This is a genomic window from Mycobacterium sp. DHQP2018-32-09 (genome assembly GCF_058148405.1).
The window spans coordinates 1-20,437 of sequence record NZ_JBYVYK010000063.1 but is presented as its reverse complement, the minus strand read 5'-3'; the positions used below and the strand labels follow the sequence as shown (position 1 = coordinate 20,437).

General features: G+C 70.6%; 21 protein-coding genes. 7 read left to right on the top strand and 14 right to left on the bottom strand.

Annotated elements, in window-relative coordinates; genetic code table 11:
• Positions 1-120: 120 nt before the first annotated feature.
• Genes AC30CM_RS23910 through AC30CM_RS23865 form a run of 10 tightly spaced genes read right to left on the bottom strand, consistent with a single transcriptional unit; the run spans position 121 to position 8,672 of the window.
• Positions 121-531 (bottom strand): Rv3143 family two-component system response regulator, encoded by a 411-nt coding sequence (locus AC30CM_RS23910; RefSeq protein WP_490119403.1) that lies wholly within the window; start codon positions 529-531, stop codon positions 121-123.
• Positions 532-541: 10 nt separating this feature from the next.
• The gene (locus tag AC30CM_RS23905) at positions 542-1,069 is read right to left on the bottom strand and encodes a YceI family protein (protein WP_490119402.1); all 528 of its coding nucleotides are present in this window, start codon (positions 1,067-1,069) and stop codon (positions 542-544) included.
• Between the two features lie 10 nt (positions 1,070-1,079).
• Positions 1,080-1,409 (bottom strand): DUF6285 domain-containing protein, encoded by a 330-nt coding sequence (locus AC30CM_RS23900; RefSeq protein WP_490119401.1) that lies wholly within the window; start codon positions 1,407-1,409, stop codon positions 1,080-1,082.
• Complete coding sequence (locus AC30CM_RS23895; protein WP_490119400.1) at positions 1,406-2,359, bottom strand: phosphotransferase family protein; 954 nt, start codon at positions 2,357-2,359, stop codon at positions 1,406-1,408. The genes AC30CM_RS23900 and AC30CM_RS23895 overlap by 4 nt, the downstream gene beginning before the upstream one ends.
• Positions 2,356-3,600, bottom strand: a complete 1,245-nt coding sequence (locus AC30CM_RS23890) for an acyl-CoA dehydrogenase family protein (protein WP_490119399.1) — start codon at positions 3,598-3,600, stop codon at positions 2,356-2,358. The genes AC30CM_RS23895 and AC30CM_RS23890 overlap by 4 nt, the downstream gene beginning before the upstream one ends.
• Before the next feature lie 27 nt (positions 3,601-3,627).
• Complete coding sequence (locus tag AC30CM_RS23885) at positions 3,628-4,227, bottom strand: TetR/AcrR family transcriptional regulator (RefSeq protein ID WP_490119398.1); 600 nt, start codon at positions 4,225-4,227, stop codon at positions 3,628-3,630.
• A gap of 2 nt (positions 4,228-4,229) precedes the next feature.
• Positions 4,230-5,144 carry a hydroxymethylglutaryl-CoA lyase gene (locus tag AC30CM_RS23880; protein ID WP_490119410.1) on the bottom strand — a complete coding sequence of 305 codons (915 nt, stop codon included), beginning with the start codon at positions 5,142-5,144 and terminating at the stop codon, positions 4,230-4,232.
• Positions 5,145-5,185: 41 nt separating this feature from the next.
• Entirely contained in the window at positions 5,186-6,391 is a 1,206-nt protein-coding gene (locus AC30CM_RS23875) for a CaiB/BaiF CoA transferase family protein (RefSeq protein WP_490119409.1), read from the bottom strand.
• Positions 6,388-7,581 (bottom strand): alpha/beta hydrolase family protein, encoded by a 1,194-nt coding sequence (locus AC30CM_RS23870; protein WP_490119397.1) that lies wholly within the window; start codon positions 7,579-7,581, stop codon positions 6,388-6,390. Before AC30CM_RS23870 ends, AC30CM_RS23875 begins: the two co-directional genes overlap by 4 nt.
• Entirely contained in the window at positions 7,578-8,672 is a 1,095-nt protein-coding gene (locus AC30CM_RS23865) for a homogentisate 1,2-dioxygenase (protein ID WP_490119396.1), read from the bottom strand. The genes AC30CM_RS23870 and AC30CM_RS23865 overlap by 4 nt, the downstream gene beginning before the upstream one ends.
• A gap of 148 nt (positions 8,673-8,820) precedes the next feature.
• Between AC30CM_RS23865 and AC30CM_RS23860 the strand changes: the two genes are divergently transcribed.
• From AC30CM_RS23860 to AC30CM_RS23840, 5 genes are all read left to right on the top strand, one after another.
• Complete coding sequence (locus AC30CM_RS23860; protein WP_490119395.1) at positions 8,821-9,849, top strand: cytochrome c oxidase assembly protein; 1,029 nt, start codon at positions 8,821-8,823, stop codon at positions 9,847-9,849.
• Between the two features lie 67 nt (positions 9,850-9,916).
• Entirely contained in the window at positions 9,917-10,900 is a 984-nt protein-coding gene (locus AC30CM_RS23855; protein WP_490119394.1) for a VWA domain-containing protein, read from the top strand.
• The gene (locus AC30CM_RS23850) at positions 10,897-11,907 is read left to right on the top strand and encodes a VWA domain-containing protein (protein ID WP_490119393.1); all 1,011 of its coding nucleotides are present in this window, start codon (positions 10,897-10,899) and stop codon (positions 11,905-11,907) included. The genes AC30CM_RS23855 and AC30CM_RS23850 overlap by 4 nt, the downstream gene beginning before the upstream one ends.
• 132 nt (positions 11,908-12,039) lie before the next feature.
• Positions 12,040-13,500, top strand: coding sequence for an LCP family protein (locus AC30CM_RS23845; protein WP_490119392.1), 1,461 nt, complete (start codon positions 12,040-12,042; stop codon positions 13,498-13,500).
• A 358-nt stretch (positions 13,501-13,858) separates the two neighbouring features.
• A complete protein-coding gene (locus AC30CM_RS23840; RefSeq protein ID WP_490119391.1) occupies positions 13,859-14,839 on the top strand; it encodes an esterase family protein in 981 nt (326 codons plus the stop codon).
• A gap of 140 nt (positions 14,840-14,979) precedes the next feature.
• Here AC30CM_RS23840 and AC30CM_RS23835 read toward each other — a convergent pair whose 3' ends face one another.
• The 4 genes from AC30CM_RS23835 to hisN form a co-directional block, all read right to left on the bottom strand.
• Positions 14,980-15,978, bottom strand: coding sequence for an oxidoreductase (locus AC30CM_RS23835; RefSeq protein WP_490119390.1), 999 nt, complete (start codon positions 15,976-15,978; stop codon positions 14,980-14,982).
• Positions 15,979-16,023: 45 nt separating this feature from the next.
• Positions 16,024-17,238 (bottom strand): acyl-CoA dehydrogenase family protein, encoded by a 1,215-nt coding sequence (locus AC30CM_RS23830; protein ID WP_490119389.1) that lies wholly within the window; start codon positions 17,236-17,238, stop codon positions 16,024-16,026.
• Between the two features lie 40 nt (positions 17,239-17,278).
• Positions 17,279-18,688, bottom strand: a complete 1,410-nt coding sequence (locus AC30CM_RS23825; RefSeq protein ID WP_490119388.1) for an acyl-CoA dehydrogenase family protein — start codon at positions 18,686-18,688, stop codon at positions 17,279-17,281.
• Between the two features lie 90 nt (positions 18,689-18,778).
• Positions 18,779-19,558, bottom strand: coding sequence for a histidinol-phosphatase (hisN, locus tag AC30CM_RS23820; protein WP_490119387.1), 780 nt, complete (start codon positions 19,556-19,558; stop codon positions 18,779-18,781).
• Between the two features lie 24 nt (positions 19,559-19,582).
• On the opposite strand from hisN, the gene AC30CM_RS23815 reads away from it, so the two are divergent.
• The gene (locus AC30CM_RS23815; protein ID WP_490119386.1) at positions 19,583-20,071 is read left to right on the top strand and encodes a hypothetical protein; all 489 of its coding nucleotides are present in this window, start codon (positions 19,583-19,585) and stop codon (positions 20,069-20,071) included.
• Between the two features lie 165 nt (positions 20,072-20,236).
• A partial coding sequence (locus AC30CM_RS23810) for a hypothetical protein (RefSeq protein ID WP_490119385.1) occupies positions 20,237-20,437 on the top strand: 201 nt, incomplete at its 3' end.

Here is a 20,437-nt window from a genome sequence, read left to right as displayed (position 1 = left end):
CATTTCGCGCTGTTCCGCGCAATGTCGCACGCTCGGTCGCCGGCACGCGAGACGCAGCGCGGTGCCGCTCCTGGCAAGTCGCCGTGAGATCCGGGCCGACCCGCGGGCGCGCCGCGGAAATCAGACGAGCGTACGGATGAGTGCGGCCACGGCCTCGCCGAGCCGGATGGGGTCGATGGGATGCGGCACCGCGGCCTCCGCACGTGACCACGACGCCAACCACGCGTCGTCCGGGCGTCCGGTGAGGACCAGGATCGGGGGGCACTCGGCCACCTCGTCCTTGAGCTGCTTGGCCAAACCCATGCCGCCGGCGGGCGTCGCCTCGCCGTCGAGGATCGCCAGGTCGACGTCGCCCGCGTCGATCGTGCTCGTCACCACCGGAGCGGTGGCGACGTCGAGGTAGACGAGTTCTGGCAGATCCGGGTGGACCCGTGTGCCCAGCGCCGATCTCACCTGGTCGCGAACGTGGGCATCGTCGGAGTAGACGAGGACTCGGATCGGGTTCCCGGGGGAACGGGCGGAGTCGGCCACGTCGCTGACTCTACGACTGCTCGACGAACACCGCGGTCGCTTCGACGGTCACCGTATCGCCCATCATCCCGAGCAGATTCCCGTCGACGCCCAACGCCCTGCGGCTCAACCGCCCGCCGACGGCGACCCGTACCGCGCCGTCGTCCAGTGCCGTCACGGTGCCCGGCAGGGTGAGGGTCAGCGTGCGGTCCTTGACCGCCACGCGGACGCGGAGGTCGACCGTCGCCGCACCGGAGACGGACGCGGATTCGACGTCCACCCGTGCGGTCGGGAACCGCTCCACGTCGAAGAAGTCGGCCGATCGCAGGTGTTCGTCGCGCTTGCGCATGCCGGTGGTCACCGATCCGGTGGCCACCTCCAGGTGCCCGGTGGCCCCCTCGGGGCCCGCGCCGCCCGCCTCGCCCGACCCCGTGACGTCTGCGAAGCGGCCCGAGACGTGCGCGAGGCCCCAGAACGTCGGGCTGCGAAAGCCCACGACGGTACGCCCGGGATCCAGGCGCCACGATCCGGTCAGGTCGGCCGCGGAGAGGGGTTTCATCGCGTCGAGGCTACTCGCGCTCGTACCCCGGGTGGGCGACGTTCAGCCGCCGAGCCACCAGCGCCCGCAGCACCGGCAGCACTTCGGCGTCGCGGCCGTCGAGGTCACCTCGCCGGATGGCCGCGGCCAGTGCGGCCTCGTCGGCATGTCCCAGCAGGTCGGGACCGCCGTCCGGTGACCCGGCGTCGAGCATCTCGCGTTCCACGATGGCCAGCACGTTGGCCGCGACGCGGACCTGGAAGTCCAGCTCGGGCGCCGCGCCGCGGACGTCGGTCTCCAGGAACTCGCGGACCGCGCTCAGCAACTCGGCCGCCGTCGGCCGGTAGTGCGGGGCGCTCACGCCGCCTCCAGCAGGTTCAGCAGGTCGAACTCGGTCTCGCAGACGCGGCGGCCGATGGCGGCCAACTCCATCGACCGGGTCTGCCCGGACAGGTGCCGATGCGCCTGATAGCGGCAGATGATTCCCCAGCGCAGCGTCGAGGACACCAGCCACCAGTGCAGCACGCGTCGATCGAGCGAGGTGCCCGACGCCGATTCGTAGGCCCGCAGGAACTCCTCGACGCTGCCGAGACCGCCGGCCCCGAGATCGCGCCCGGCGCCGAATCGCCACGCGCGCTGGCAGAACCACGCCAGATCCTCGTACGCCTCGCCGACGTGGGTGAGTTCCCAGTCCAGCACCGCGGCCAGGCGCGCCGGCCTGGCCTCGACGTCGACGATCAGGTTGCCCATCCGGAAGTCGCCGTGCACCAACACCTTCGGTGATGGCTCGGGTCGATGCGCGGACAACCAGCGCAACGCCCACTCGAACGTCGCGGTGGTGTCCCCGATCTCGTCGAGCTGAGTGCGCCACTGCGCCAGCGAGTCGACGGTGGGCACCCCAAGTCCGGTGGGATCGGCGCGATGGACGTGGGCGAGCGCCTCGGCGCACTGTGTCAGCAGCGCGGCGCGCGACACGGTGTCGAGCGCCCGATGGATCCGCCGCACGATGGTCTCGCCGCCGACGTACTCGGCGATCAGGAACGGGTTGCCCAGCGCGGCAGGGGAATCCTCGGCGATCAGCACCTCGGGAACCGGCGCGCCCGCGGACCGGGCTCTGGCGGAAGCGGCGGCCTCCAGCGTCATTCCGGCGTGCAGTTCGTCGGCCGGGCCGATGCGCAGGATGAGCCGACGCCCGTCGGCCTCGAACGTCCACGTGGTGCGGCTCGCGCCGCCGGTCAGCCGACGCAGGCCCGTGACCGCGCGTGCGCCGAGGACGCCTGCGAGGGCGGTCGCGAGATCGTCACCGGTCATCGCGGTCGCGAGCCGAGCCGGAGCATCCGCTGGGCGACGCGCCGGATCTGGATCTCCTCGGCACCTTCGGTGATGCGGTAGCGACGGTGATGACGATAGATGTGCTCGAACGGTTCGTGCCGGCTGTACCCGAGGCCACCGTGGATCTGCATGGCCCGATCGGCGGCCTCGCACACCAGCCGGTTGGCCCGGTAGTTGGCCATCGACACCTTGTCGCTCACCTCCATGTGATGATTGCGATCCAGGTGCCAGGCGGCGTAATACACCAGCAGGCGCACCATCTGGGCCTCGGTCTGCAACTCCGCCAGTGGCCATTGGACGGCCTGGTTGACCGCGAGCGGCTTGCCGAACACCATGCGCCGTCCGGCGTAGGTCGCGGCGCGATCGATGCAGTACTGCGCAGCACCCAGACTGCTCGCGGCCTGCCGAATCCGGTTCTCGTGCAGGAACGTCTGCCCCACGTCGAGCCCATGGCCCACCTCACCGAGCACTGCTGCCGCGGGCACGCGGACGTCGCGCAGCAGCACCTCGGCGTGGTCGGTGGGCATGTTGAAGGTCCACCAGTAGAACGGGACCGTGAAACCCGGGGCGTCACACGGCACCAGGAACGCCGTGATGCCCGTCGCCGAGCCGGCATCGCCCGACGTCCTGGCGAACACCAGGTCGTGCGTGGCCCGGTGCACCCCGGTGTTCCAGCGTTTGGCACCGTTGATCACCCAGTCGTCGCCGTCGCGCACCGCCGTCGTCTCCAGCCACGTCGCGTCCGATCCGTGGTCGGGCTCGGACAGCCCGAACGCCATGGAGCGCACGCCGGTCAGCAGCGGTTCGATCCACTCGGCCTGCTGCTCGGGGGTGCCGAACCGCTCCATCATGATGACCTGCGGGAAGTTGCCCACGATCGACGACTCGTCCTGCAGGTCGTTGTGCAGGCCGAGTCCCTTGTGCGCCAGATGCTCTCGGATCACGGCCATGTCGAGGTTGGTTCCGTCGCGGCCGCCGAACCGGGACGGCAGGCCGTAGCGCAGCCACCCGGCGGCGTCGGCGCGGCGACGCATCTCGTCGAGCAGGTCCTCCCAGGCGCGCCGCGGGATGCCGCCGTTCTCCCAGTCGGTGCGGGCGTACTCGCGGCGCTCGTCGAAGTACTGCTGGTGCTCGGCCTGCAGCGGGGCGATCTCGGCGTCGATGAACGCGTCCATCTCGGCGAGCAGGCCCGGAAGATGCTCGGGCAGGGAGAAATCCACGGTGACGTCCCTTCGGTCGGTGGCGGTTCAGCCGTACAGCGTCTTCTTCCAGATGGTCGCCAGGGTCGAGATGGCCTCGGCGTCGGTGATGGTGGGCAGCCCCCGCATGGACACCACGGTGTAGTTCTCGAACAGCAGCGCGATCGCCACGCCGGTGTGCTCGGGGTGCACGTCGGCGGCGTGGCCCTGCTCCTGGGCCCGTCTGACGGAGGCGGCCACCACGTCGGCGCCGAAGCGACGGAACTCCTGCTGCACGGCCGCGAAACGCGGCCGGGAGTCCGCCAACTGGTTCACGGCGATCATGATGCCGAAGTTCTGCTTGAACATGTTCCAGTAGCCGGAGACGACCGTGGTGAAGAACCCGGTGTCCTGCGGCGAGGACGGCAGGTGCACGCCCAACCCCGACGGCATGACCACGTCGTGCAGGAACGACTGCGCCAGTGCGTAGAGCAGGTCTTCCTTGTCGGCGTAGTAGCGGTAGAACGCCGCGGCCGACTTACCCGCCTCCGACGTGATGTCGCCGAGCGTCGTGCCGTGGAAGCCACGCTCGGCGAACAGCGTGCGGGCCGCGAGTTCGATGGCCTCGCGGGTGCGCTGCCCCTTGGCGGTGAGCGTCTCGGGCGGCATGCTCAGGCGAGCATCCGATCACCGGCGCGCAACAGCGCACTCGGCAGGTCGTGTCCCACGGCGGTGCGGGCCACCTCGGCGGCGCGGATGGCGCCCCGAAGGTCGACGCCCGTCTCCACGCCACCGTCGCGCAGCAGGTACACCAAGTCCTCGGTGGCGATGTTGCCGCTGGCACCCGGGGCGAATGGACAGCCGCCCAGGCCACCGACCGAGGCGTCCAGCCGCGTGACGCCCGCGCACACCGCCGCCCACGCGCTGGCCAGTCCCGCACCCCGCGTGTTGTGGAAGTGCGCGCCCAGCGGCAGCCCGGCGATCACCGGGCGCAGCGCCTCGACCAGGGCGGTGACGCGTCGTGGCGTCGCGGTGCCGATGGTGTCGGCGACCGCCACGCGATCCGCGCCGATCTCCACGGCGGCGGCGACGACGTCGAGGACGCGCGCCGGGTCGGTGGGGCCGTCGAACGGGCAATCCCATGCCGTGGCGACGATCACCTCGACCGTGGCGCCGGCGTCGTGGGCGATGCGGGTGATGTCGGCGATCAGCGCCGTCGACTCCGCGGCCGAGCGGCCGACGTTCGCCCGGCTGTGACCGTCGGCGGCCGACACCACGTACTCCAGCGACGTCATGCCTGCGGCCACCGCGCGCGCCGCGCCGCCCGGGCCGGCCACCAGGGCGGAGAACTCGACGTCGTGACCCTGACGCAGTCGGGGGAGTTCGGCGGCCAGTGCGGCGGCGTCGGCCAGCGCCGGCACCTTGGACGGCGAGACGAACGCCGTCACCTCGACCTCGCGCACCCCGGTGGCGAGCACGGCGTCGAGCAGTTCGAGCTTGGCCGCCAACGGGATCGGCGCCTCGATCTGCAAACCGTCGCGCAGGCTCACCTCGCGGATCGTGACGCGTTCGGGGACCGAGTTCAGATCGCCCAAGTTCACGTCACCCACGCTCAGATCACCCACGTTCAGATCACCCCCTCGGTACGCAGCGCGTCGAGTTCCTCGGCCGAGCGGCCCAGCAGGTCGCGCCACACCTCGTCGTTGTGTTGCCCCGGCGCCGCGGAGCCGGCCGTCCGGATGGTGCCCGGGGTCTCGGACAACACCGGAACCACACCGGGGCCCTTGACGTTTCGGCCGATGCGTTCGTCCCAGTGGTCGGCGATCATGCCGCGCGCCACCAGCTGTGGATCGACCACGACCTCGGCGACGGTGTTGATCGGGCCGCTGATCACCCCGGCGTCGTTGAGCGTGGCGATGACGTCGGCGGGCGCGCGGGTGGCGGCCCATGCGGCGATGATCCCATCGAGTTCGTCCTGGTGACGACCGCGGGCGCCGTGGTCGGCGAACCTCGGGTCCGAAGCCAGTTCGGGCCGACCCATCGCCGTGCACAGGCGCCGGAACACGGTGTCCTGGTTGGCGGCGATGACGACCCAGCTGCCGTCGGCCGTCTGGTAGATGTTGGACGGCGCGATGCCCTCCAACCGCGTGCCCGACGGGCCGCGGACCACGCCGCCCACGTCGTAGTCGGGGATCGTCGACTCCTGTACCGCGAGGCAGGCCTCGGTGAGCGCGGCGTCGACCACCTGACCGACGCCGGTCACGCTGCGGCGGTAGAGCGCGGCGAGCGCTCCCTGCGCGGCGAACATGCCCGCCAGGCTGTCGCCGAGTGACAGCGCCAGCCGCGGCGGCGGACCACCGGGGAAGCCGTTCATGTGGCGCAGCCCGCTCGCGGCCTCGGCGACCGATGCGTAACCCGCCTTGTGCGCGTCCGGTCCGGTCTGCCCGTAACCGGACACGCGGACCAGGATGATGCCCGGATTGCGTTGCCGCAGCACGTCGTAACCCAGATCCCACTTCTCCAGGGTGCCCGGCCGGAAGTTCTCGATGACGACGTCGGAACGTTCGACGAGGTCGAGGAACAGCGCGCGTCCGGCGTCGAGCCGCAGGTTCAGCGTCGCGGCCAACTTGTTGCGGGCGTGCACCGTCCAGAAGAAGTGATGCCCGTCGAGTTCGGCCTGCCCCCACGTGCGCAGGGGGTCCGGCGCGCCCGGTGGTTCGAGTTTGATCACCTCGGCCCCCATGTCGCCGAGCAACCGCCCGGCGAAGGGTCCCGAGATGAGGGTGCCGACCTCGATGACGCGGATGCCGTCGAGCGGCCCGGTCACCGTCATCGCGGAGCCGCCGGCAGCGGTGCCGCGAACCCGTGGTCGCGCAGCCACCGGGTGCAGACCTCGACCGCACGGCGCAGCGGCTCGCGCTGCTGCGGCCCGACGTAGTAGTGGTTGGCGCCGGGGATCTCGTGCAGTTCCTTGTCCGGATGCCCGATGGCTTCGAAGAGCCGATGGGTGTGGCTCGGCGTGCACGCGTCGTCGGCGAGGTTGCCGATCACCAGCGTCGGGACCGCGATGTCGGGGCCAGCCTTCACGGCGTCACCGTTGGCGTCGTCATGACTCCACTGTGACAGCCAGCTGCGCAGCGTGCAGAAGCGTGCCAGGCCGACGGGGGAGTTGTTCACCACGCGGGGATCGCCCAGATAGCAGGTCCCGGGCTCGCGTTCGTTCGGATCGACCGTCGGGTCCAGCCACCGCGGGTCGGCCATGGTGCCGTGCACCACGAAGCCGAACTCCTCGTCGCGTGCCCCGGGGTGCTCGCCGGCGCGCAGTTCGGCCAGCTTGTCCTTGACCCACGCCGTGATCCGGCGGTTGCGGGCCAGCTGCGCGGCGCGGTAACGCGCCAGGAACTCCGCGGTGTACGGCGGTTGGTGGGGATTGGCCGGGTCGTAGAGGTCCAGCTCCGGGTCGCGACGCGTGGGATCGGCCTCGTCGAGGATCGACGCGTCAAGCCACTCGGTCAGCGTGCCGTGCCTGCTGACGTGCGCGGCCAACAGCATGATGCCGTCGGCGGGAACGAGGCCCAGCCGGGTCAGGTCCGGCCCGTCGCCCGACGGGCTCGACGTGACGGTGGGCCGCTGCGCCTGCTGCTGATAGAAGACCGACAGCGAACCGCCGCCGCTCCACCCCGCCAGCACCACCTTGGCGTACCCCAGTCGGTCCTTGGCGTCCTTGATGCACTCGCCGAGATCCTCGACGACCTTCTCCATCAGCAGGGCCGTGTCGGTTCCGCGAAACCGGCTGTTGCAGTAGATGACGTGGTGGCCGGCCTTGGCGAGGGCGGTGATCATCGGGAGGTACGCGCCTCCTCCGATGGGGTGCATGAACACCAGCACGGTGTCACTCGGGGTCGTGGGCTTGAGCAGGTGGCTCTCGAGCACCACGGTTTCGGCGACGCCGCCGTACACGTCGCGGACGCTGGAGGTGTTGGCGTAGGCGATCAGGTACGGGATGCGTTCGTAGTCGCTCATGCGTGCTGTCCGAGGTCGTTGGCGAGGATCTGCGGCGACGGCACCAGGCGGCGTCGCGTGTCGATGGCGATCACCGACCAGTCCACGCGGTCGAACTCGTCGAACGTGCGGCGGGCGCGTTCGCGGGCCTTCTCCGGTGCGCCGTGATGCACCCCCTGCGGCGCGTGCGAGATCAGCCCGGGGGGCATGGGGATGCCGTACAGCGAACCGGAGTGGAAGAAGGCGATCTCGTCGAAGTCGACGTTGCGGTGGTACCAGGGCGTGCGTTCGGTGCCCGGCACCCCCTCGGCGGGCTTCGGTAGGAAGTTCATCACGTAGACGCCGGTGGCCTGCATGAACAGGTGCACGGTGGGGGGCAGGTGCATGCTGTCGGACGTCACCACGTTGTAGTCGGCCACGTTGAACGTGAACGGGAAGTTGTCACCGCGCCACCCCTCCACGTCCAGCGGATGGTGTTGGTAGAACAGCGATGTCGGGCCACCGTCGTGCATCAGCCGCACCTCGTACTCGTCGCGGCCGTCGTCGTCGCAGGGGTGCGGATCCGGGATCACCACCTGCGCCGGGTCGAACGGGAAGTGGCGGCCCAGCGGGCCCGGCGGCGGTACGCGGAACTCGTCGGTGGCCTGCACCATCAGCAGCGTCGTCCGTTCGTCGGGGACCTGCCGCCACGTGCATGCCTTCGGCAGGTACACCCAGTCGCCGCGGCGATAGGGCAGCGGCCCGAACTCGGTCTCCAGCAACCCGGAACCCTCGTGGACGAACGACAGCAGGTCGCCGTCGACCCACCGGACGAAGAACGGCATGGCCGCGCTGCGGCGGGACAGCAGGATCTGGCAGTCCGGGTTGGCGAACAGGGGCAGCGGGGCGCCCGCGGCATCCGCGGCGTCGGCGGGGGTCAGCTGGTCGGCCAGGACGTCGAGGGGGCGCAGCGGGCCCACCGCCCGGTACGCCGTGGGGTCGTGGCGCCGGTACACGTTCGCGGTGCGACCGACGAACCCGCCGCGCCCCAGCTCGTCGTCCTTGAGCCCGTCGAGATCGGCGTGCACGCGTTTGGGGGTGACGCCCTTGCGTAGGTGAACGAACGATTCCACCGCGACCTCCTCGTCTCGACGGCAGCAAAAGTGAAGCTGACGTTACTTTCAGGCTTGGCGTCGGTCAATGGCCCACCCCCGCCGACGCTCAACGAATTCCCGTGCTCTTGACAACGTTTCGACAGCTGACGCCCGCATAGTTCACAGTATGAACGCGGCAGCCGTCCCGTTGACCTGGGCGACGGCCATCACGTCGTGGACCTTCGACGGCGCCGCGGCGTGCCTCGTCGTGGCGCTGACGATCGCGTACGCGTGGGCGCTGCGCCGCGGCGGTCACCGCGCGCGGCCGGGCCCCGGTGGCGTGCGGCCGCGACCATGGTGCTTCGTGGCGGGCATGGTCGTGCTCGTCGTCGCCACCTTCTGTGCGGTCGCCTGCTACGCGCCCGCCCTGTTCTGGATGCGAGCGCTACAGGTCCTGCTGCTGCTCTACGTCGCCCCGTTCCTGCTCGCGGTGTCGGCGCCGCTGACGGTCCTCGGAGCCGCCCTGCCCACGCGTTGGCGGCGGCGGGCCGGGCGGGCCCTGGGGTCACGCGGCGCGCGCATCGCCACACACCCGCTCGCCACGTCGGCGGCGATGCTGGCCACGCCGTGGCTGCTCTACCTCACCCCCTGGTACGGCGCCGCCCTCCGCAGCCCCGCGATCGGCGCGGCGACGACCGTCGCGCTGATCGGCATCGGTTTCGGCTACTTCTACGCGCGGCTTCAGGCCGACCCCGTGCCGCGCCGCTACTCACCGTCGGTCTCGCTGCTGATCAGCGTCGTGGAGTCCCTCGGCGACGGGGTACTGGGTCTGGTGATCTGGCTGGGGCCGCTGCTCGCAGGCCCCTACTACGACGCGGTCGAACGCTCCTGGGGGCCGAGTCGCAGGACCGATCAGACCATCGGGGCGGGCGTGCTCTGGCTGCTCGGCGACCTGGTCGGGATGGTGTTCGTCGTCGTGCTGATGCGGCTGTTCGCCGCCGACGACCGCGTCCGCGCGGCGGCCATCGACGCAGCACTCGACGCAGAACTCGACGCAGAACTCGTTGCAGGACTCCACCCAGAGCCCGTTGCAGGACCCGACCGCGCGGAGGAGGCCACCCCGCTCGTCGCCGGATCTCCCGACGTCGCGACCGCCGCGCCACGACCCGGGCTGTGGTGGGAGCACGATCCGCAGCTGCGCAGTCGGCTGCGGTGACCGCCCGCCCCCGCCCAACCCGTGCCACGGCAGCCGCGACAACGCATGACCAGATCGGAGGTATCCCGTGCTGGGCACGTCGTTCGCGCACCCGCTGGTCCTGAGCGTCATCGCGGCGCCGGCGCTGTTGGTGTCGGCCTACGTGGTGGTGCAGATACGCCGTCGGCGGCGGCTCACCCGCTACGCCGACGCGGCGCTGCTGGGGTCGGTGCGCCCGCGTCGGCCCCGGCCGTGGCGGCACGTGCCGATCGTGCTGCTGCTCGCGGCCATGGTGCCGCTGACCATCGCGGCCGCAGGCCCGATGCACGACGTGCGGATACCCCGCAATCGGGCGATGATCCTGCTCGCCATCGACGTCTCACCGTCCATGCGGGCCACCGACGTCGACCCCGACCGCCTGGACGCCGCGGTGGCCGCGGCCAAGCGGTTCGCCGGGCAGCTGACGCCCGGAGTCAACCTCGGGCTGATCCAGTTCTCCGGGTCGCCTGAGGTCCTGGTGCCGCCGACGTCGGATCACCAGGCCACCGTCGAGGCCCTGGACCACCTGAGCACCGGTGAGTCGACGGCCATCGGCGCGGCCATGTTCGCGGCGTTGCAGTCGGTGCGGGAGGTCGCGGCGATCATCTCCGACGATCAGGATCCACCGCCGGCGAGCATCGTGGTGCTCTCCGACGGCAAGGAGACCAAGCCGTCGAATCCCAATGCGCCCCAGGGGGCGTACACCGCGGCACGCGCGGCCAAGGATCAAGGCGTCACCGTCTCGACCATCTCGTTCGGCACGTCTCGGGGCACGATCCAGATGGACGGCTCCGCGGTGCCGGTCCCCGTCGACGACAGCACGCTCAAGCAGGTGGCCCAGCTCTCCGGCGGCCGATGGTACGCGGCGCAGACCGCCGACGACCTGGACCGCAGCTACGCCCACGTCGCCGAACAGATCGGCTATCAGTCGCTGACCGCGCCCGACGGCACGCCGTGGCTGCGCTGGGGGATGCTCGCGGTGACGGTCGCCGTCGCCGCCGGACTGCTGATGAACCGGCGGGTACCGGTGTGACGCTTCCGCTGCTGGGCACGCTGAGCGTGTCGGGATTCCAGGACCCGTGGTTCTTCCTCTACGCGGGTGTCATCGCGCTGCTCGCGGTGGCCTACGTGGCGTCGACGTCACGTCGCCGCCGCAGGGCCCTGCGATTCGCCAACTTCGAACTCCTGCAACGGGTGGCGCCCTTGCGCCCCCGCAGATGGCGTCACCTCCCGGTGATCCTGCTGGCGCTGGCCCTGGTGCCGCTGACCATCGCGATGGCCAATCCCACCGCCGATCAGCGCATCCCACGCGATCGCGCGGTCGTGATGCTGGTGATCGACGTGTCCGAGTCCATGGCCGCCACCGACGTGGCGCCCAGCCGCATCGAGGCCGCCAAGGAGGCGGGCAAGCGCTTCGCGCACGGGCTGCGGTCGAGCATCAATCTCGGACTGGTCGAATTCTCCTCCAGTGCAACGATGTTGGTGCCACCGACGACCGACAGGGCGGCCATGGACCGGGCCATCGACCGGCTCGAACCCAAACCGCGCACCGCCACGGGGGAGGGCCTGTTCACCGCGCTGCAGGCCATCGCGACCGTCGAGTCCGTGCTCGGCGGCGACGACGGCCAGCCCGCCGCGGCGCGCATCGTCCTGGAGTCGGACGGCAAGGAGACCGTGCCGATGAACCCCGACGATCCGCGTGGCGCCTACACCGCGGCGCGCGCCGCCAGGGACCAGGGCGTGGAGATCTCGACGATCTCGTTCGGTACCCCGTACGGCACGGTCGACGTCGACGGCAAGGAGATCCCGGTGCCCGTCGACGACGCGACGCTGCGCACCATCACCCAGATCACGACGGGCACGTCGTTCTCGGCCGACAGCTTGACCCAGCTCGACGACGCGTACGCCGCGCTGCAGCGCGACATCGGCTACCGCACCGTGCCGGGCAATGCCAGCTCGGCGTGGATCCTGCTGGGGCTCGTCGCACTCGGTGCCTCGGTGGTCGCGGGACTGCTGCTGGGGCGCCACATTCCCGACTAGGGAGTCGCGAGTCGCAGCGCACCGGGTTGCCAGCGCCCCGGTGGCCTCCCGGCAGCGTCGTCACAGCATGTTCACCGACACTCGCCCCAGGTGTGCCGGCGTCGTCGGCCCCTGGCGGGAAGCGGGGTCCGGATGTCGCACGTACGACTCGTGACGGCGGCCGCGGCGGTGTGCGTGCTCGCCGGTACGGGGCTCGGATGGGGGGTGGTGCACGGCGCCACGTCGGGCATCACGATCTCCGACGCACTGGGCCACGACGCCGCGCGGTCCACCGACGGCGACGTCAACGTGCTGCTGATCGGGCTGGACTCCCGCAAGGACCAGGACGGCAACGACCTGCCGCAACCGCTGCTGGACCAATTGCACGCCGGCGACTCGTCCGACGGTGGCTACAACACGAACACGTTGATCCTGGTGCACCTGAGTGCCGACGACCACCTGACCGCGTTCTCGATTCCCCGCGACGACTACGTCCCACTGTCGGGGGTGCAGGGCTACGACCACGTCAAGATCAAGGAGGCGTACGGGCTGACGAAGGCCGCCGCCGAACAGCGGCTCGTCGACTCCGGGGACACCGACCCGCGTGACCTGGAACGGCAGGGCCGGGAAGCGGGCCGCGCCGCGACGCTGAAGGTGGTCCACGACCTCACCGGGGTGCCCATCGACTACTTCGCCGAGGTGACGCTCGCCGGCTTCTACGACCTGACCGGCGCGCTCGGCGGCGTCCAGGTGTGCCTGAACGCGCCCGCGCACGACGACTTCTCCGGGGCCGACTTCCCGGCGGGCGTGCAGACGCTCGACGCGTCGCAGGCCGTCGCGTTCGTGCGGCAGCGGCACGGTCTGACCGAGGGTGACCTCGACCGCACGCGGCGACAGCAGGCCTTCCTGGCCTCGGCGCTGCACCAGCTGCACGCCGACGGCAGCCTGACCGACATGTCGCGCGTCGGCAAGCTCCTCGACGTCGTGCGCCGCGACGTGGTGCTGTCGGACGGGTGGGACCCGAACCTGCTGCGCCGTCTCGACGCGGCCGCCTCCGACGTCGAGTTCAGGACCCTCCCGGTGGTGCGGTTCGACAAGGTCGACGGCCAGGACGTCAACATCGTCGACGTGGCCGCGATCAAGGCCGAGGTGAGCGATGCGTTCTCCGGACGCGGTGACGCGTCCGCGGGTGGCGGCAGTGCCGCAGCCGGCGACGCTGGGGACTCGGGGCCGGTGATCGTCGACGTGGTCAACGCCGGGGACGTCTCCGGGATGGCGGCCCACGTCTCGGCGTCGCTGACCGCGGTGGGTTACCAGCCGGGGGAGGTGCGTACGGCCAACAACTCCGATCCCCAGCAGACGTCGGTGGTCGCCGCGCCGGACGTGGCGACCCGCGCGCGGCACCTGGCCGCCTTGCTCGACATCGACGACGTGACGCAGGACCAGGACGTGGCGCCCGGTCACGTGCGCGTCACGCTGGGAAACGGCTACGACTTTCCCAATGGGCTCGACGACGCCGCCGCGGCGCACGAGCAACCGCCGACGGTCACGTCGACCGCGGTTGCCGGGCGGTCGCAGACCGTCGTCGGCGGGGGAACTCCGTGCGTGGACTGACAGTGCCTGGCCAGGCATGACAGCCAGGTCAGGGCGGTGCTGCGGGCCGGGTTCGCGTGCCTCGAGGCCCCCGGAAGGAGGCCGGGGCGGCCTGCGGAGGGACCTGGGCGATTTCGCTGGGAAACGCGAAATTCGGTCGCCGCGACGCGCTGGCGGGGGTCGCTCGACTTTCTCGATGGGCGGGCCCCATGTTTTACTTCCTGCACGACAACTGAATGCTCTTGGTCGGCTCCACGGTGCCTATGGCATGGTTGAGCGGGCGCACCGCGGGGCGGACACGCGTCGCCGCGATGCAAGTGCGGTCATCGGACTGTGGACACACGGGTTACGTCGGTAACCGGAACTGAATGGGATTTCTTTGATGTTCTTTGACAAGATTGGCGGCCGCTGGGCGCGCCGATTGTTGGTGTCGGCCATGGCGGCGCTGGTGCTGCCAGGGTTGGTCGGCCTGACGGGCGGCAACGCTACTGCCGGAGCGTTCTCGCGACCCGGTCTGCCAGTTGAGTACTTGATGGTGCCGTCGGCGAGCATGGGACGTGACATCAAGGTCCAGTTCCAGAGCGGCGGCGAGAACTCGCCCGCGATCTACCTCCTCGACGGTCTGCGCGCGCAGGACGACTTCAACGGCTGGGACATCAACACCCAGGCGTTCGAGTGGTACCTCGACTCGGGACTGTCGGTCGTCATGCCGGTCGGTGGCCAGTCCAGCTTCTACTCGAACTGGTACAAGCCTGCCTGCGGCAAGAGCGGCTGCTTGACCTACAACTGGGAGACGTTCCTGACCCAGGAGCTGCCCGCCTACCTGCAGTCGCAGAAGAACGTGAAGCCCACGGGCAGCGCGGCGATCGGTCTGTCGATGGCCGGCGGTTCGGCTCTGGTCTTGGCTGCGCACCACCCCGCGCAGTTCCCCTACGCCAGCTCGATGTCGGGCTTCCTCAACCCCTCCGAGGGCTGGTGGCCGTTCCTGATCAACATCTCCATGGGTGACGCGGGCGGCTACAAGGCCAACGACATGTGGGGCCCGGCCGAGACCGATCCGGCGTGGAAGTACAACGACGCGATGGTGCAGATCCCCAACCTGGTGGCCAACGGCACCCGCCTGTGGGTCTACTGCGGTAACGGTCAGCCGAGCGAGCTGGGCGGCGGCGACCTGCCTGCCAAGTTCCTCGAGGGTCTGACCATCCGCACCAACCGGACGTTCCAGGACAACTACATCGCCGCTGGTGGCAAGAACGGCGTGTTCAACTTCCCGGACAACGGCACCCACGCCTGGGCCTACTGGGGCCAGCAGCTCCAGCAGATGAAGCCCGACCTGCAGCGCGTCCTGCTCGGGGCCTGATCTCCAGGCCTTCGGGTCACGCGACACGACGCAAACGCCCCGCCGATTCTCGGATCGGCGGGGCGTTTCCGTGTCCGCTCTGGAAAGGTCCGCTCCAGAAGTGTCCGCTCCAGAAGTGTCCGCTCCTGGAAGCGTCCGCTCTAGAAGCCGCCGGCGACCCGGACGACGGCCCGACCGGAGTAGCGGCCCGCGCGCACCTCGTCGATCACCGCGGCGACGTCCTTGGCATCGACGACGGTGGTCACGTCCTCGAGGTGGCGGGGACGCAGCGACGTGCCCAGCTGCGCCCACAGCTCGCGGCGCGCGGCGATGGGCAGTAGCACCGAGTCGATCCCCAGCAGCGCGACGCCGCGCAGGATGAACGGCATCACCGTCGTGGACAGTCCGGCGCCGCCGGTGAGGCCGCTGGCGGCCACCGCGCCGCCGTAGGACAGCGTGCTCAGCACGTCGGCCAGCGTGGCACCGCCGACGCAGTCGACGGCACCCGCCCAGCGGGTCTTGCCCAGGGGGCGCGGCGTGGCGTCGGGATCCGCCGGGAGCCTGCCGATGACCTCGCTGGCGCCCAATGCCCGGAGCCTGTCGGCCTGGTCGGCCTTGCCGGTCGAGGCGACGACGGTGTAGCCGGCGGCGGCCAGCAGGTCCACCGAGACCGATCCGACGCCGCCCGTGGCGCCCGTGACGACGATCGGGCCGTCGTCGGGGGTGATCCCACGGTCGGCGAGTGCGCGCACGCTCATGGCGGCGGTGAAGCCCGCCGTGCCGATCGCCATGGCGTCGCGGGGGCTGAGGTCGCCACACGCGACCACCTGGTCTGCGGGTAGGCGCGCGAATTCGGCGTAGCCGCCGTGCTTTCCGGTCCCGATGTCGTAACCGTGCGCCAGGACCTGGGTGCCGACGGGGAAGTCCGGCGACCGAGACTCGACGACCTCGCCCGCCAGGTCGATGCCCGGGACGATCGGGTAGTCGCGCACCACGCCGCCCTTGGGCGTGACGGCCAGGGCATCCTTGTAGTTCACCGACGAGTACGCCACCCGGACGGTGACGTCGCCGGCGGGAAGGTCCGCCTGCTGCAACGTCTCCACCGCGGTGGTGATCTGGTCGCCGTCGTGTCGTGCTACGAGTGCCGTGAACGAATCCATGGCGCCGACGTTAGCGCGCCGGCGCCATGGCGGTTCGCGTGCTGCCTACTTCAGTTCGGCGGACGACAGGTTGAGCAGCCTGCGGGCGATGACGAGCTGCTGGATCTGCTGCGTGCCCTCGAAGATGTCGAGGATCTTGCTGTCACGCGCCCACTTCTCCAACAGCATCTCCTCGGAGTAGCCGACGGTGCCCGCGAGTTCGACGGCCTTGAGCGTGATGTCGGTGGCCACGCGGGCGGCCTTGGCCTTGCCCATCGAGGCTTCCTTCGAGTTCGGAATCTTGTTGTCCGACTGCCACGCCGAGCGCACCGTGAGTAGGTAGCCGGCCTCCCAGTCGGCCTCCATGCGCAGGAACTCGGCGGCCGGGGCGCTCTGGGCGTGGGCCGGCTTGTCGTAGGAGATCTCCACGCCGGCCTCGGTGAGGATGGTGCGCAGCTCTTCGAGTGCCGCCCTGGCGACCCCGACGGCCATCGCGGCCACGATGGGTCGCGTATTGTCGAAGGTCTGCATGACCCCGGCAAAGCCCTTGTCGGTCTTGATCTCCGGGCTGCCCAGGAGGTTGTCCTTGGGGATGCGGACGTCGACGAAACGAATGGCCGCGGTGTCGGAGGCCTTGATGCCCAGCTTGTGCTCGAGGCGCTCGACGGTGACGCCCGGATGGTCGCGGGGCACGATGAACGACTTGATGGCAGCGCGGCCCTTCGACTTGTCGAGCGTCGCCCACACCACGATGTGGGTGGCGCGCGAGCCCGCCGTCACGTAGATCTTCTCGCCGTTGATCACGTACTCGTCGCCGTCGAGGCGCGCGGTGGTGCTCACCGCCGCCGAGTCCGAGCCGAAACCGGGCTCGGTGATGGCCATGGCGGCCCACACCTTGCCGAGCCGCTCGAGCTGTTCGGGGGTGGCGACGCTGGAGATCGCCGCGTTGCCCAGGCCCTGGTAGGGCACCGACAGCAGCAGGGCGACGTCGCCCCAGCTGATCTCGAGCGCGTTCAGCAGCGCAGACATGTTGGCGCCGTTGACGTTTGCCTTCTTGCCGTCATCCTCGCCTGCGGCGAAGGCCTCGGCGCCTGCAAACGAGATGGTCTTGGCCTCCGAGATGCCCTCGAAGAGGGTGGCCAGCGTGTCCAGCTCGACGGGATAGGCGTGCTCGTCGAGGTCGTACTTGCGCGAGATCGGCCGGATCATTTCGGCCGCGCCCTGGTGGCCCTTCTCGATGACGGCCTGCAGCTTCTTGGGCATTTCCAGATTGATTGCCATGACTGGGTTTTCCGTTCGGGTGTGCGGGATGGGGCCGGGATCAGAGGACGACGACGCCTTCGGCGACGCCGAGGGCTCGCAGGTCGCGGTACCAGCGTTCGACCGGGTGTTCCTTGGTGTAGCCGTGGCCGCCGAGCAGCTGCACGCCGTCCAGGCCGATCTGCATGCCCTTGTCGGTGGCGATCCGCTTGGCGAGCGCGGCCTCCCGGGCGAAGGACAGGCCCTGCTCGGCGCGGGCGGCGCCGCGCCACGTCACCAGCCGCAACCCGTCCAGTTCGGTGGCGATGTTGGCGCACATGAAGGCAACGGCCTGGCGGTGTGCCACCGGCTCGCCGAACGCCTCGCGCTCCTTGACGTAGGGGATCACGTAGTCGAGCACGGCGTGCGAGGTGCCGACCGCGAGTGCGGCCCAGCCCAGGCGTGCCAGCGCGATGGCCTCCGAGTAGTTGGACGCGTGGTCGGCCTCGCTCGCGTCGGGCTCGCCGAGCCGGTTGTGCACCGGCACGGCGACGTCGTTCAGCTCGACGCGGCCCAGCTCGGCGGCGCGGATGCCCATGCTGCGGTCGGCCTTGACGGTCAGGCCGGCGGACGACGACTCGACGATGAACAGTGCGGGCCTGCCGTTGAGTTGTGCGGCGACGACGAACAGCTCGGCGTCGGCGGCGGCGGGCACCAGGGACTTGACGCCCGTGAGCCGGTAGCCGCCGGGCGTGCGGACCGCGGTGGTCTTCAGCGCCGTCGGATCGAACAGCGCATGGGGCTCGGCGATGGCGACGCAGGCCTGGGGCAGGTTCTCGCCGGCGAACTCCGCCAGGTAGGTCGCCTGCTGGTCGGCGCTGCCCCAGTGGGTGAGCGCCGACGCCACGCCCGCCGGTGCCAGGATCGGTAGGGCCAGGCCCATGTCACCGTAGGCCAGCGCCTCGGCGACCAGCGCGTTGGTGACGGTGCTGCGTTGCTCGGCGATGCCGTCGAAGTCCTCCGGCACGTGGATGGCCGTGATGCCCAGTTCGGCGGCCTTGCCGATCAGGTCGCGCGGGTAGGCGGCGGCGTCGTCGGCGGCGTGCGCGGCGGGCCGCAGGATCTCCTCGGCGAACTCGGCGACCGTCTCGACGATCATCTTCTGGTCGTCGTCGGGCGTGAGGTCGAAGTAGTCGGCGCCGCTCGGCTTGAGGCGGGTGGCCGGCTTGCCGAGACCCTGCACGCGGTTGAACTGGCGCGTGGTGGCGCCGACGGTGGAGAACACCGTCTTGACGCCGTAGCGCAGGCCCGCGTTGAGGGGGTTCCGCAGGTTGTAGCGGTCCAGGAAGTCCTGGCCGACGAGGGGAGTGATCAGGGCCAGTCCGATGTCGGTGGCCGAACGCTTGTGTTTCTGCAGTCCGACGGCGCTCTCCGAACCGGAGCGTCGGGGACGCTGGGTGGTGCCGTTCGTGGCGGGGAGGGTGTTGGTCATGTCGCAGCCTCGCGTCGTTGGGGCAGTGCTCTACGACCGTATCTTACTCCAGAGTAAGATCGGTTCCGCCTGTTAGACACCTCACACGGGTCAGCCCACGGCGAGCCGTGCCAGCACCTCGTCGTGCAGCAATCCGTTGGTGGCCACCGCGCTGCCGCCGTGCGGCCCCGGTGCCCCGTCGACGTTGGTGAACCTCCCGCCCGCCTCGCGCACCACGACGTCGATGGCCGCGAGGTCCCACAGCTTCACCTCGGGTTCGGCCACGACGTCGACCGCGCCCTCGGCCAACAGGCAGTACGACCAGAAGTCGCCGTAGCCGCGCACCCGCCAGACGGCGTCGGTCAACTCCAGGAACCGGTCGCGGCGGTCGTCCCACCCGGTCAGGTCCGAATACGACAGGCTGGCCGACGCCAGATCGCGCACCCCCGAGACGGCGATGCGCCGGACGCTGCCCTGGAACGACGCGTGCGCGCCGGCCCCGGCGCCCGCCCACCACCGGCGCGCCAGCGCCGGCGCGCTGACCACGCCCACCACGGGCACGCCGTCCTGCAGCAGCGCGATCAACGTCGACCACACCGGCACGCCCCTGACGAAGTTCTTGGTGCCGTCGATGGGGTCGAGGACCCACTGGCGGCCCTCGAACACCGCCGTGCCGCCGAACTCCTCGCCGAGCAGCGCATCGCCGGGACGGGCCGCGGCGATGAGGTCCCGCAGCACTTCCTCGGCCCCGCGGTCGGCGTCGGTCACGGGGGTGAGGTCGGGCTTGGTCTCGACCCGCAGATCGAGGGCGCCGAACCGCTCCATGGTCAACGCGTCGGCCCGGTCGGCCAGGTCGAGGGCAAGGGCGATGTCGTCAGCGACGGAGGTCATGGCTGCATGCCTACCATGGGCGGGGTGTGGGAATTCCTTGCGCTAATGCTCATCGTCGGTGCGATCGCGATGATCGTGATCCCACGGATCAGGAACAGGGGCGCGGGTGCGCCGGGACCGGGCGGGGCACCGGGGCCGGGGCCTGCATTCGGACGGGGCTCCGGCGGCGGTCCCGGCGGCGGCATGGCGCACGGCACCCTGCTGGTCACGGGGCTGAGCCCCCGGCCGATGGACGCCGAGGGCGAGCAGTTCGTGACCATCAGCGGCGTCATCAACGGCCCCACCGTCGACGAGCACGTCGTGTATCAGCGCATGGTGGTCGACGTGAACGCCTGGCCCACGATGGGTCAGCTCATCCCGGTGGTGTATTCGCCGAAGAACCCCGACAAGTGGACGTTCGCGCCGCCCGACGTGCCGCCGCCCATGCCGCCCCCACCCATGCCGCCCCCACCCATGTCACCCCCACCCATGCCGCCCCCACCCCCGAACGGGCCGCCCCCCGGCCAGCACTAGCCGGTCCCGCCCGACCCGTCGGGTACGTGCGCCCCAGCTGACAATCTGCTGGCAGAGCCGAGTCGAGGCCGCCCCAGCCGGCTCGGCGGTTGTACGGTTCGTCAGTCGACCCGGCTGCGACGCCACGTCGGCACGCACGTCCTACGGGTGGTGAGAGGGGCGCGAGTGGTCGAAGACGAGGGCGTGCGCCGCAGGTCCGCCCGACACGCCTTCGCTCGACGTTCGACCGCGGTGGTGCGGGTGGCGCTGCCGCGCCCCGGCGAGCCGGTCCGCCTGGTGGCCGCCGGCGGTGATCGCCGGCCCGGGTCGACCATCACCGACGTCCTGCGCGACGAGTGCGCCCGCGCCGCGGCCGCCGTCGACGCC